At 41.0% G+C, this 12,692-nt stretch carries 13 protein-coding genes and 1 tRNA gene; 11 read left to right on the forward strand and 3 right to left on the reverse strand.

The genetic code is table 11. From position 1 onward, the window contains the following. Positions 1 to 68: 68 nt before the first annotated feature. From F7B60_05855 to F7B60_05885, 7 genes are all read left to right on the forward strand, one after another. Complete coding sequence (locus tag F7B60_05855; protein ID MCE4615032.1) at positions 69 to 1,175, forward strand: TIGR00303 family protein; 1,107 nt, start codon at positions 69 to 71, stop codon at positions 1,173 to 1,175. Continuing rightward, positions 1,172 to 2,287: an adenosylcobinamide amidohydrolase gene (locus F7B60_05860; protein MCE4615033.1), complete on the forward strand. Its 1,116-nt coding sequence runs from the start codon at positions 1,172 to 1,174 to the stop codon at positions 2,285 to 2,287. Before F7B60_05855 ends, F7B60_05860 begins: the two co-directional genes overlap by 4 nt. Positions 2,288 to 2,300: 13 nt before the next feature. After that, entirely contained in the window at positions 2,301 to 2,840 is a 540-nt protein-coding gene (locus tag F7B60_05865; protein MCE4615034.1) for an NTP transferase domain-containing protein, read from the forward strand. 2 nt (positions 2,841 to 2,842) lie between these two features. Then, positions 2,843 to 3,907 carry a histidinol-phosphate aminotransferase family protein gene (locus F7B60_05870; GenBank protein ID MCE4615035.1) on the forward strand — a complete coding sequence of 355 codons (1,065 nt, stop codon included), beginning with the start codon at positions 2,843 to 2,845 and terminating at the stop codon, positions 3,905 to 3,907. Then, entirely contained in the window at positions 3,882 to 4,643 is a 762-nt protein-coding gene (locus F7B60_05875; GenBank protein MCE4615036.1) for an adenosylcobinamide-GDP ribazoletransferase, read from the forward strand. The genes F7B60_05870 and F7B60_05875 overlap by 26 nt, the downstream gene beginning before the upstream one ends. Beyond that, a complete protein-coding gene (locus F7B60_05880) occupies positions 4,644 to 5,630 on the forward strand; it encodes a cobalamin biosynthesis protein (protein ID MCE4615037.1) in 987 nt (328 codons plus the stop codon). 642 nt (positions 5,631 to 6,272) lie between these two features. After that, positions 6,273 to 6,641, forward strand: a complete 369-nt coding sequence (locus F7B60_05885; GenBank protein MCE4615038.1) for a hypothetical protein — start codon at positions 6,273 to 6,275, stop codon at positions 6,639 to 6,641. Positions 6,642 to 6,678: 37 nt separating this feature from the next. Here the strand turns inward: F7B60_05885 and F7B60_05890 are convergent, their stop codons facing one another. After that, complete coding sequence (locus tag F7B60_05890) at positions 6,679 to 7,335, reverse strand: hypothetical protein (GenBank protein ID MCE4615039.1); 657 nt, start codon at positions 7,333 to 7,335, stop codon at positions 6,679 to 6,681. Between the two features lie 135 nt (positions 7,336 to 7,470). Here F7B60_05890 and F7B60_05895 point away from each other — a divergent pair, with 135 nt between their 5' ends. From F7B60_05895 to F7B60_05905, 3 genes are read left to right on the forward strand one after another with little or no spacing between them, the layout of a single operon-like run. Beyond that, complete coding sequence (locus tag F7B60_05895) at positions 7,471 to 8,130, forward strand: phosphoribosyltransferase (GenBank protein ID MCE4615040.1); 660 nt, start codon at positions 7,471 to 7,473, stop codon at positions 8,128 to 8,130. Positions 8,131 to 8,148: 18 nt separating this feature from the next. Next, positions 8,149 to 8,976 carry an S-methyl-5'-thioadenosine phosphorylase gene (locus F7B60_05900; GenBank protein ID MCE4615041.1) on the forward strand — a complete coding sequence of 276 codons (828 nt, stop codon included), beginning with the start codon at positions 8,149 to 8,151 and terminating at the stop codon, positions 8,974 to 8,976. Between the two features lie 24 nt (positions 8,977 to 9,000). Next, positions 9,001 to 9,858 (forward strand): hypothetical protein, encoded by an 858-nt coding sequence (locus tag F7B60_05905; protein MCE4615042.1) that lies wholly within the window; start codon positions 9,001 to 9,003, stop codon positions 9,856 to 9,858. Positions 9,859 to 10,110: 252 nt separating this feature from the next. On the opposite strand, the gene F7B60_05910 is transcribed toward F7B60_05905, so the two are convergent. Together F7B60_05910 and F7B60_05915 are read right to left on the reverse strand one after the other, a co-directional pair. Further along, on the reverse strand, positions 10,111 to 11,526 hold the full coding sequence (locus tag F7B60_05910; GenBank protein MCE4615043.1) for a hypothetical protein: 1,416 nt from the start codon (positions 11,524 to 11,526) through the stop codon (positions 10,111 to 10,113). A gap of 74 nt (positions 11,527 to 11,600) precedes the next feature. After that, complete coding sequence (locus F7B60_05915; protein ID MCE4615044.1) at positions 11,601 to 11,870, reverse strand: hypothetical protein; 270 nt, start codon at positions 11,868 to 11,870, stop codon at positions 11,601 to 11,603. A gap of 742 nt (positions 11,871 to 12,612) precedes the next feature. On the opposite strand from F7B60_05915, the gene F7B60_05920 reads away from it, so the two are divergent. Further along, a tRNA-Gly gene (locus F7B60_05920) sits at positions 12,613 to 12,691 on the forward strand. The last annotated feature ends 1 nt before the right edge of the window (position 12,692 follow it).

The following is a 12,692-nucleotide window of genomic DNA, read 5'->3' on the forward strand; positions in this document are numbered from 1 at the left end:
ACACCATATCAGTACTGTATTTATTACAGTATGTTAAACCACTATTAATTGGATACGGTGTCCAACAAATGCCGTTGAAAACACTATTCAACACTAAACTGTACCGGCAATTTGCGTTAGCTAATCACAGTAAGGAACCTCATATCTATATAGTAATAGGGTCAACCAAAACCAGTACAATACCAGGAATAAGTATAGCGGGAGCGACCGCCGAGCTAACTCTCACAACACCATGCCTAGATATAGAATACTTGGTTACAGGGAAACCGTTATCTATGGATATATTACCCGTAACACCAACCGGCATTCCCACACCGGCACTCGTGACAAGAGGGGTTCTAAATAAAGCGAAAATACCGGTTACAATCATTGATGCAGGAAGTTATCTTACTCCCAGGATTCCACATGTGACACTGCCTTCAAAGCATATAGGCGGTAGAATAGATAAAGAAACTGCTCTTCCAGAGGGATATGCCGAGAAAATCTATAGGGAAGCACGAGTGTTTGGGCATAGTATAACAGGGGTAAACAATTTACTTGTACTAGCAGAGAGCATTCCAGGCGGTACAACAACAGCTCTCGGGGTATTGATAGGCCTAGGATACGAGGCCTACGGTAAAGTTTCCAGTTCTGGGCCTGAGAATCCTCATAAGCTAAAGAAGAGTATTGTAAGTAAGGCCTATGATAGATGCATTAAAAAGAACAGTTGTAGTGACCCGTTCAGAGTAGTTGAGGAGATGGGTGACCCTGTTCATATAGCATTAGCAGGGTTAGCCGCGGGAGTATTAGATGCGGGTGGAAGCCTAGTCTTATCCGGTGGCACACAGATGGCTAGCGTCCTAGCACTATTGAAACTATCGAGAGGAATAGATGTCGGGAGTGACCAGCTCATCCTAGTAACAACTAAGTGGCTTATAGAGGATCCTTCTAGCGATTATCCCGGTCTTGTAAGGAGCGTCGATCCGAATGTTCCAGTATTATACTATGACTATGACTTCAGGGACTCTCCGTATGATGGATTGAAATCATATGAGAAGGGGTTTGTCAAGGAAGGCGTGGGAATAGGTGGTTCCGGCTATATCGCATTTGCAATCAGAGGATTGAACGATAATGCCATCCTATCGGGAGTATATGAAGAGTATGAGAGGGTAGCGAGGGAGGCAGGTCTACTATGAATTCTACCCCACAGGTATATGTAAAGGATGGTATTATAGGAGTAAGGCTAAACGGGAGATACAAATCTATAGGGAATACTATTCACATGGGCGGATATCATCATATAACTGGAATAATTTTCAAACAAGTCAACGAGTGTGGAGAGGAGTGTCTTAGTGAAAAATATGCTAGTGAAATAATTAGGAATGAAGGCTTAGATCCCAGAGAGACAGCGCTCTTCTTAACAGCAGCTGAATTACCTAAATGGTCAAGTGTAAATCGAACCAGCCTGTATGAAGGTTTCCTATTAACTATTGTAACGGCCGGGTTTAAGCCTATGGCTTGTGTGGGTGGTAATGAGGGCGACAGTAATGCTGGAACGATTAACATAGCAGTTGTGATCGATGAATGTTTAAGTGACGTCGCTGCCATCGAACTTGTTTCTATGGCATCATCAGCTAAAACAGCGGCAATAGGAGACTTACTACTAGGATGCGGTGCTGGAATGGGAAGGGCCTACGCTACAGGGACAGACGCTATTCTGGTAGCTTACCGTGATTGCATTGGGGAAAGATTCGCAGGTCCTCTTACAAATATTGGTAAGGCTGTCTTCGCTCAAATATACAATAATATCCACAGAATTGCCGCGAATATCAGCTTTGAGAAGAGATTCCAGCATATAACAGGGCTCACAATAGGAGAGTTGCTTGATATAGGAGTAGAATTCTATAATAAAGCCCCTGTTCCAGGTGTAAGCGTTGAAGAAGCTAGAGATGTTTTAGAGAGAATAATATTGGAAGCGCTCAGGGATCCCAATGTATGGGAGCTAATAATGGCGTCACGAAGCCTAGATGATTATGGTTTGGCAGGATCTATTCCTTACTTGTCCAGGAAGGATTACTTGGCTGACTATAAGGGGATAGTCGCCGATGAGCTCCTGGGGATAACATTATCAATGTATCTGAACGGGTGGAAGGGGTTATTTGCATACTACTGGATTGATAGAATCAAAGATAAGGATAAGCTACCAGGGTCTCTACCAATGTTTATGGATGATATTATAGGTGCTCTTTTAGGCGGGTCTCTGAGCAAGTTATATGATCACTACCTTACAAGGGGCAAAGGGTCTTGAGGTTTGATGGATTTTGCCTTTAAACGTACTAATAATGGCTGGCGGGGAGTCCAGCAGGCTTGGAGGTTTCTATAAACCACTGATGAAGACGTGTAATGGAAGGAGTATATTAGATAAGCTTGTGGAGGTTGGAAGAGAAGCTACTGGAGGAAATGTATTTGTAGCTATATCAATGCCGAATACTATTGCGCTTGGAAAGATAAATGCAGATATGTTCATAGTAACCGGGGGGAGGGGATTCTGCTTTGACCTCAGTGACGCACTTTCAAGAGTAGATTTCCCTATCCTCGTTATCCCAGGCGACTTACCGTTGTTAACTGCTAGGGTGATACGGGAATTCTTATCCGAAGCAATGGCTAAACCATGGGATGTAGTTTCGCTAGAAATACCATACGGTTGTAATGGTTTAGAAGGTAAAGAGGGTTTCACAGGTATAGGATTATTTAAAAAAGATAATTTCTCGAGTTACGGATCAATAGAAATGTGCAGTTATCCCGATCTTCTCGATGTTGACAGTTTTTCAGATTATAAGAAAGTACTGGGGGAATGCTAATTATGCCTACTAGATTTCACGGGGGATACAGAGGCGGATTAGATGTCATTGATTTCAGCGTGAACATCAATCCTCTTGCTCCACCAGGTTTTATAATGGAGAACGTCTATAAGTGCTTTGAGTCAATAAAATACTACCCAGACTGGGAGTATGATACCCTTAGGAAACGATTAGCAGAACTCTACGGCATTGATCCAGAGTTGATATATCCTTCCAACGGTGCTTCCCAAGGATTATTCACAGTCATTCACTACATAAAACCTAGAACAATAATTTGGATTATACCCTCATACGGCGACTATGCCGACTTTGCGCTTGCCACAGGAATAAACCTCATCGAGATTCCTATGACGGATCAGGGAAGGGAATTCTATCTGGATTGGGTTAATGTTGTAAAGGTGGTTAGGAACTCTTTGAAGCCAAGGGTTGTGGTAATTGTGAACCCTGTAAATCCTACTGGAACATTGTTTAGCGATAGGGACATAGATGATTTCATAGCCATGCTTCCCGGCGATACCTATCTACTATTGGATGAAGCTTATATGGATCTCTCTAAGGGCGAGTTCTCATCATCATATAGTGGTGTAGACAGTGTTTTTACTGTCAAAAGCCTAACTAAGACACTTGGTTTGCCTGGTTTGAGAATAGGCCTTGTTATAGGATGGAAGGAAGGTATTGAAGGACTATGGAAAGTTACCGGTTCCTGGCAAGTGAACTCTATTGCTGAATGCACTCTTACTAGGATAATTGAGTCCTATAGGAGTGAATTAATGGGGTTCCTTAGGAAGTCCAAAGAGTATATTAGAAGGGAGAGACGGTGGCTGGGAAGAGAGCTTTCTGGAATAGGATTCCAAGTATACCCGTCGGAAGCGAACTTTTTCTTAGTTCGGCATGAGTGGATTGACACGTTTGATCTAGTTCAAATGATGCTTAGATGCCGGATCTACCTAAGACGGGGAGATACGTTCAGAGGATTAGGAAGCAAGTATACTAGAATTGCTGTTCGGCAGAGATCTGACAATAAAGAATTGGTGAGAGCGTTTGAGCAAACATCTAAACTTCTTTAAAGAGCTAGTAGCGGAGCTCGGGTTCCTTACAATTCTACCAGTTCAGGCATATGATATAGACGCTGCTGCACGAGGACTCTACTGGTCTCCCATTATAGGCTTAATAATAGGAGCGCTCTCGATTTTTCCAGCATATCTACCAATCGACCCTCTCCTAAAAGGGGTTACTACTTTCGTGTTGCTATACCTGTTCACCGGATTATTACACTTGGATGGCTACGCCGATTTCTGCGACGTACTAGGATCGGGGTTCCGGGGGGAGGACGCGTTAAGGGTTCTCAAGGATCCTAGGAAAGGGGCGAAAGCTATTTCATGTACATTCCTATTGCTGATAACAGTTTATACCAGCCTCTTAGTTATTTTGCGTGAAAATCCTCTCATTATTATCTTCGTTAATGCAGGAGTATACGAATCCCTGTATTTGACTGCTCTCCTAGGAGAACCACCTGAGTATAAGGGTTTGGGAAGGCTTTTCATAAGGTACTCACGTAGAACTGTGCATCTCAATATACTTACCATAATTATCATTTTAGCCGTGCTTGCTATGATTCGATCAGCTCTTGATGCATTCGGGTTTGGTTTAGGTCTTATGGCATCATTAATCTCTTCTGCCTACTCATCCAGAAGATCGTTGAATATTTTGGGAATGGTCAACGGAGACGTCATAGGCTTCTCCCTTGAGCTTGCTCGCGCAATAGGGTTTCTGGTTCTAGCTTTCGCTATAGGGTGGGGATGAATGGATGCAAACTGGGTGACGAGTATTCTGTTGCTTAATAGGCCATCAATACTTTTACCCGGATTCATACTAGGATTATTGTTAGATGCTATATACCCACTTCATAGAGGAATACTACTTAAACTCCACCCTGTCCATACATGTTATATCTACTCTAAAAAACTCTATAGGCCATATGCAGGTTATTTATGGGGAGTTTTAAACGCTGGGAGCTGTATAATAATCCATGTACTTCCCCCCGTGCTGTTATTATACGTGTCCAGTGTTCTCCCGAAACCTTATAGTTTAATAACTAGTATAATAGTGATTGCGGTTATTGTAAAGGTTAGTATGGGTATAACACTATTATTTACATCTGTGAGAAACGTTGGACATAAACTCTCTAATGGAGACGAGATGAGAGCTAGGAGATATGTACAAGGGCTCGTTAGGAGGAATGTATATACTCTAGACATTCCCCATGTACTGTCTGCCACGATAGAGTCATTCTCTGAAAGCCTGGTTGATGGTTATGTTAGCCCATTAACATATTTCTTTATGCTTGGTCCTTTAGGAGGGTTGTTACAGAGGTTGTCTAATACTCTCGATGGATCCCTCGGGTTTAAAGGCCCTCCTATGGTAAAGCAGGGATGGTTCTCGGCTAAACTTGATACTTTGATGAACTATCTGCCTGCTAGAATCACAGGTATTCTTATCCTCCTTGTTTCTAAGTTAATGAAACACTCGAAAATATATGAACTTAATACTCTTAGGCGAATGGCTTCACTTCTCGAGAGCGTGAATGCAGGCTGGCCTATTGGTGCAATGGCAATTGCCTTAGGTGTTAAATTAGAAAAGCCCGGCAACTATTCTATTGGAATAGGAGAACTACCTCATCTTAGGCATTTGTTCCAGGCACTTAAGATAGGGTTCCTTGTGATACTTGGTTATACATGTTTGGCCGTATTTCTTTATATGGTTGTGGCTAAAATTTTTATTGGCGTATGAGAGTATCTCTCTTTAATACTATGCTTATATAGGATTCTCGTTTTTAGTGGCAAGTGTATGAATTCCCTGGATATTATTCGTATTGGAACAATACTTCATTCCAATGAGTATCTAGAATTTACGGTCGTGCTAAGGGCGTTTTATTGGATTAGCAACATGGGTCTCCCTGAATTTTGAGATTAGTGGTCTCTATATCGTTCTTCTTAATATAGGGTATTGCTTCAATATAGGGCCCAGCGATCCCAGCGTCATTGCTGTGAATATAGTATTCCAGTATGGGCAAGCCCCATATTTCAAAGTTACAGGTACAGCTATATGTTCCTGGATACCTGTTTATCTCTAAATAAGTATTCTAAAACCATGGGGGACCTCCGGGAAAACCTGCTGGTCAATTGAATTCTTTTTTTGTGGAGACCATATAGATGATTAATTCTATGTAATGTTTTTCATTGATGTAATAGAATAGTTTGTAGAGTTCCTCCACTACGTCATCTCTGGAATTGCAAATCACATTTCTAGTAAACTTGTTATTACAATACTATGAGGTGACCAAGACATGTTCTCCTTTAGACTTGCAATTAGAGTTGAATAAGTTATATTTAGGGTTGACTGGTAATTATTTACGTTGATATAGGTGGTTTTATGAGGTATGATAGAATAGCTGATATTTACCTTGTAATAGGGTTTATCCTACTGCCCTTAGCATACTTGCTCAAGGAGTCCTCGGCCGGCGGAGTAATCGGCGTGACAAGCCTGTTGTTCCTGGGTATAGGTCTACTCTTCCATCTTGCTGCTTTGACTCGTTTTAAGACGATTAGAAGGGTTGCGGATATCTATCTAGTCAGCAGTTTCGTACTGTTCGTCGTATCCTACTTCCTAAAGGGCTCGGAAATAGGGTTGGTATCGGGTCTGTTTGCTTCGGCTGTGTTCCAGGTTAGTATATTGTTCTATATAGTCGCGTTTGTCTACTGGTTTAACAGTAGGAGAACAGGGGAAGTTACAGTATCTTAAGGGTTATCCTGTTCTTTTAGGGAGTCAAGTGCCTCGATTATGGGGCTATGTTGCATATGCCGTATGACCCGTAGTCGCCCTTATTGACTGTATAGTGGAGTGTATAGTTTAGCGGGATCTTCATGAGGGGAGAATTGTTCACGAGGGTATGGTATTCACCGTATTCTCCTATCGGATCCGACCTGTGGGCTTTTAGTAGTGTAAGTATGTGATCACTGTTTCCACCATGGACTCTCGTCCCTATGAGGTCTCTCGGCAATTGCGGTGTTACTCCTATGATTGTGAATTCAATTCCATACTTGAACAGTTCTCTGTATAAGTTGCTAGTGTCTTCACCGTAGAGGGGTTCTATTAGCTCTAACCCACATAGCTCACAGACTTTCTTATGCCACTTAACGTGATCTTCAAGTAAAACATCTCCAGCCACTAAAGCCTCGGTGTTATCTGTTTGTTTTATAGCTTCAGCCAGTGACTCTTGTTCCCTACCTTCCTCTAGTTCTACAATTTTTATGGGAATTCCCATGGAGTCTGATATTCTCCTTACTATGTGGACATTTTCCAAGTGAGGGTTCGGTAGTGGTAGTGTAGGCACCATGAATAAAAGTTGTTTAACCTGGTAACCCATTCTTACAGCTCTTATAATTGATAGCATTGAATCTTTGCCGCCACTGAATAATGCAATCGCGTTCTTCAAATCATCCTGCACCATTAGCTTCAATATATTAGTTTGGTATATGTGAATATTATTCTTTTAATACTAGGCGTTAGTTAATTGTTTCATGGTTTTACCATGTCTTTAAGGCGTTAGATGTGTTGATGGGTGAGTAATTTGGTTAAGGTTCCTGTTAAACTTGTGTCTTGGGATGAAATAGTGGAATGGACCTATAGGTTGTCCCGTATTATTTCAGACAACGGCTGGAGGCCTAACGTTATTGTGCCTGTTGCTCGGGGTGGATATGTGCCTGCCAGGCTTTTAGCTGATTTCCTTGACGTCAACAATATGCTTAGTGTGCAGAGCCAGCATTGGACTGAGGCTGCAAAAGCTGAGGAGAGGGCTATTCTCAAGTACCCGTTTAAAGTGGATTTAAACGGCGAGAATGTTCTAGTTGTAGATGATATAGTTGATACAGGTGAAACGCTGAAACTTGCACGGAATTACGTTTCCGAGAACTGGAATCCTGGAGAAGTAAAAACTGCGTCTCTCCAGTGGATAAGTAGTGTGGCTAAATTTGAGCCTGACTATTATTATCTAGAAGTTAAGGATTGGGCATGGTTCCAATACCCTTGGACAAGGCTTGAGGATCTCAAAGACTTTATAAAGAGAACCCTTCGTGAGGATGAGAGGCTTAAAACAGGATTCGCTCTAGAGACTCTTGAAGAGATATTTGTGGAGTGGTATGGAATAAAGCCAAAAGAATTTGGTTTCTACTGGAGTGAAGCAATACGTGAACTAGTTAAGACGGGATATTTAAAGAAAGGAACCCCATAACAAGAGGTGAACAGTTGAATGGTTTTTAACCTGAAAAGACCTGAGGGAGTCGAGGCTCGAGTAGGCATTATAGGAGGCTCCGGAATATATGATCCAGGCACACTAGAGGCTCCCGTCGAGGTTAAAGTACATACACCTTATGGGGAGCCGAGTGACTTCATCACTGTAGGGAAGATAAGTGGAGTCAGGGTAGCATTCCTACCTAGGCACGGTAGAGGCCATAGAACACCCCCTCATACGATTAACTACAGGGCGAACATGTGGGCACTGAAGAATCTTGGTGTAAAATGGATTCTCAGCGTCTCCGCCGTAGGTAGCCTAAGAGAGGACTATAAACCAGGCGACCTTGTTATACCTAGTCAGTTCATTGACTTGACGAGGAATAGGCTCTACACGTTCTTTGACGGCCCAGTAACAGTCCATGTTAGTATGGCTGATCCCTTCTGCGAAGATCTGTCAAATAAAGTACATGATACAATCAATGAGCTAGGCTATGGTGTACATTACGGTGGTACATATATTTGCATTGAAGGGCCGAGGTTCTCGACAAGAGCGGAGAGCAGAGTGTGGAGGGAGGTATTCAAAGCCGACATTATAGGCATGACTCTAGTGCCAGAAGTAAACTTGGCTTGCGAGCTTGAATTATGCTATACTACGTTAGCAATGGTTACAGACTATGATGTATGGGCGGATCACCCTGTGACAGCAGGTGAAGTTGAGAGAATAATGAAGAGTAATGTAGAAAAGGCAAGGAACGTTATCATTAAATTAGTCCCCAAGCTTACAGGAGACCCGGACACGGATAAATGCAGCTGTTGCAACTCGTTAAAACACGCTGTAGTCTAACCTGTATGGAGTGAATGATCATAAATGAAACACGCCAATCTTCTACGATCTACTATCAAAAACTCTGAAGAGATCATAAGTAAACTAGAGCCTCCAAAGATAGAAGGTAAAACAGTGGTACTATACTGCAACACAGGAATAGGCCCAGCCCGCATATATTACTGGACACTCAAGATTAGTGGAGTAGAAAACATTGAATTAGTTGACTGTGTAACTGCGATAACCAACCTACTCCCTTACACAGACTATGATCAAGTCATAATATGGAATAATTCAACGAGAGACCCTAACCTAGTCGCAGCATACCAGAACTCTACGTTAATGAATTACCCGACTAGAATACTTACACCCATACTTTCTCCAGCGCTCGAAGAATACTTCGATCCCGAGGATCTCATCGTGTTCACAGACGAGTCCCCTTACTTTACAATGTCCCTGGCAGCTTTGAAATGGGGGGTAATGGGGAGTATGAAAAAAGATTTGAGGATGAATAGGCTCAATGACATCGTTAAAGAAGGCTTCCACGAGTCGGTAGGAGGATTACTCGAAGCCTACTCAAGTGAACTGAATTTCCTTCAATCTATAACCAACAGTAAAGGCGTATTAGTGATGTATACTCCTCCACAACTACCTGCTGCAATCCATCACTATTTACTTGATCCGATCGTAGCAATACCTAGTCACTGGAGTCTTAGAGTTGGCGTGCGAAAGACTCCATATGTAGTGTTTTACGGGACTAGTGTGGACGAGGGTTACTATAAGGATTTGTGGTATAAGCTTGCTGGTTCAAGGGTGACGAAGATAATACTGAATGTTGATCCTATGACAGCACCATTGTATACTATGATGCTTCAGGGAGGAGTTTACGGTAAACTAATGTAAAACAATTAATTATGCAGCTTCACCGTAAACGGTTACAGTGTAATCCTCTATTGCCTCCTTATCCGCTACAAATTTCTTCCTCATATGTCTCACCTTTATTTTGCCAGCCTCTTTCCTTATTACAATACTCATATGAATTCACCTCTAACTGTCTAATATATCCTCTAAAAATTATAAGGGGGTGCCCGAGAAGGGTTAGACAAAAGCCTAACATAGCACCCTTAAGGTAAGATGCTTTAACTAAATATTACCCTATTCTCTTTCAATCGATCTTAGCAGTAATTCTCTGAGGTTACTAAGGTTTACAGGAGAAAAAGCCTCTGATTCCGTAATAAATCTAGGTTTCCTACCTCTCCTCCATGCATAGAAGCACAAGCCGAAATTATCTAGGTATTTTTCACCGCATTTATCTGTAAATTTCCCTTTGATAATAAAATCTGAGAGTGCTGCGTTTCTTCGGTAAAAAGTATCATCAACGTTATTCATATATCTAGCTACTACAATACCCATTTTCTTTAACGTAAACATTTGATTTAATAGTTCGTTAAAGTAGGATTGTTGATTTACAATAGAATTAAATACATCAATTCCATGGTACATTAGAACATCAGGGCGTTTTTCCTCTACAAGCATTGTTTCATACGCGAGTAATTCAATCATACTCATTCCAGACGGGTTAACCGACATGACTTCCAGGTGTTTATCCATAATCCTTGTGGCTTCATTAGTTGAGAGTCCAGTAGTTCCAAGTGCCCTTGCGATAAGTTCTTTACCTTCTCCAGCACCATATCTATATGTTACTATAAGTCCCTTGAGGTTATTTGTCGCCAAAATATCCAGTAAAATGTAAATGGACAATGTGCTCCTTGCATCTGGTTCACAAACCATGAGGAAATTTTCTCCACTGCTTATATTCCCTATATAATCTTTCAAAATAGGGAAACTGAGTTGATACTTCCCGCTTTCCCCTACTTTGATCTGCTGCGGCGAGGGAGGTGGAAACGTTCTAAACCCTTTGCTGGTTATAGCGAACGGAATTTGGGCTAGTCTTACAGGGGCGCCTCTGGCTTTCTTGATCTCCATTTCCCTAATCATTAACCCCCTTTCGAGTTTATATTTTAATAAAATCAATATGTCAGATACAAACGAAATGTTTCCTAGCTGAAGCTTGTCGTCCCCAAATTCGAGTTCTGCAAGTAAGATGATCACGCCGTTTATAGTTTTTGATAGATTATATAGATAATTTTGGACTAATGCTCTTTTCCTAGAACTTGTATCAACACTTTCAATTATAGGTGTTATCGAGTCTATTACTACAATATTCGGCGTGAACTCGAGTATTAAACTATTAAGGGTACTCATTAAAACATCAGGTTCTAACGTTATAGGTAGTCTAACGAATTTAAACAATTCTATATTTTCATAGTAGTTAAGATCTATTCCAATTCCTCGCATAATCATATAAAGGCGATCCTTTTCCTCTTGGAATGAAATATATAAACATTTATGGCCTCTTTCCATATTATCTTTACAAATAGCTGTTGCAAGCGTAGTTTTACCTGCTCCGGGATGCCCTCCTATTACAATGGTAGAAGTAGGATTGATCGAATGCTTAGATATTTCTTCTAGTCCTCTAATGTTTATAGTATATTTATTGGTCGTACCCATGTCACTCTCCGGGGGGATATCCGTTTTATACATGTCTATTAATTATTTACTCATCCTGGTTGGAAAGTAAAAAACTACACTTTCTCACAAGTCTTATTCGAGTTATCACTTTTACACATTTTACATGTATCTATTCCTCCTTTCGCAAGTATATCTTTTAGCTTCTCAGCTCCATTTCTAGCTACTTCATAGAGTTCATCAACAGTAATATTATTATCAAGTTTCAAGCTAATAGGTTTAAGGATGAAGGATTTAAAAATGAAGTTAGCAGTCAAACTATCCCGATAGACATCTAGAATTAAATCATAAAGCTTATCCGGCATATGAAAAACTGCATCAATCAAACTAACACCTAACCTATCCTTGCAAATTCTATCCAAGAGGATAAATACTCCCGGAGACTTTGAATAAAAATAATCAAGGAGAAACTGCCTCAGATCTTCAATAGAATTCACCATATTCAATCCTCCAGTTTAAACCCAATATGTTTATGCATTTCAACTAGAAAATTCTTCAATTGATTATCATTCATTGCAAACAGATTTCTACTGAAAGATCGGACATAGGTTCCCCGATAAGCTCTACCCCGCTTATTATCCTCGACAGGAATTACTCTTACAATTACATCCTTTATAATCGAAAAATAACTCCCCCTAGGCTCCTGAGTACTAAAATACAAACACTTACTCTCTTGGAAAACATTTTTAAAACGCATAGTAACCCCAAGAATAGTCTTACCAGCATCAGTGTGCCCTATGATAATCTCCCCGGGGGGGGGGATCCGAGCCTTAATCTACCCTTGAGAAGGAGATCAAAATCACCAACACTACAAATAAAACCCTGGCTTTCAATGTTGTGTGAAGAGTTACTCATACCATTCGCATAAGGTTTCTGTAGTTTTTTCGTCAATTTATTGACTTTTCTCTCTGTCATTTCTTCATTTCCAAGTCAGATATTGTGTTTAGAGCTATTAATTTTTTATTTAAAACTATATATAATAGTAACAATAACATTTTATTGAGTCTAGATTCTCTGGAATGATTTAAAAACTGGTTAATACCTACTAGAGATAGCCATGGAATGGAAGCGGCCGTCGTCTAGCCTGGACTAGGACACCGGCCTTCCAAGCCGGGGGTCCCGGGTTCAAATCCCGGCGGCCGCACCAA

This window comes from Candidatus Tiamatella incendiivivens, assembly GCA_015522635.1.
Taxonomy (GTDB): domain Archaea; phylum Thermoproteota; class Thermoprotei_A; order Sulfolobales; family Acidilobaceae; genus Tiamatella; species Tiamatella incendiivivens.

Bases quoted from the DNA above. Each gene is read 5' to 3' on its own strand.
- F7B60_05855 (MCE4615032.1), top strand. From the start codon at position 69: ATGCCGTTGAAAACACTATTCAACACTAAACTGTACCGGCAATTTGCG.
- F7B60_05860 (MCE4615033.1), top strand. From the start codon at position 1,172: ATGAATTCTACCCCACAGGTATATGTAAAGGATGGTATTATAGGAGTA.
- F7B60_05870 (MCE4615035.1), top strand. From the start codon at position 2,843: ATGCCTACTAGATTTCACGGGGGATACAGAGGCGGATTAGATGTCATT.
- F7B60_05880 (MCE4615037.1), top strand. From the start codon at position 4,644: ATGGATGCAAACTGGGTGACGAGTATTCTGTTGCTTAATAGGCCATCA.
- F7B60_05885 (MCE4615038.1), top strand. From the start codon at position 6,273: ATGAGGTATGATAGAATAGCTGATATTTACCTTGTAATAGGGTTTATC.
- F7B60_05900 (MCE4615041.1), top strand. From the start codon at position 8,149: ATGGTTTTTAACCTGAAAAGACCTGAGGGAGTCGAGGCTCGAGTAGGC.
- F7B60_05905 (MCE4615042.1), top strand. From the start codon at position 9,001: ATGAAACACGCCAATCTTCTACGATCTACTATCAAAAACTCTGAAGAG.
- F7B60_05910 (MCE4615043.1), bottom strand. From the start codon at position 11,526: ATGGGTACGACCAATAAATATACTATAAACATTAGAGGACTAGAAGAA.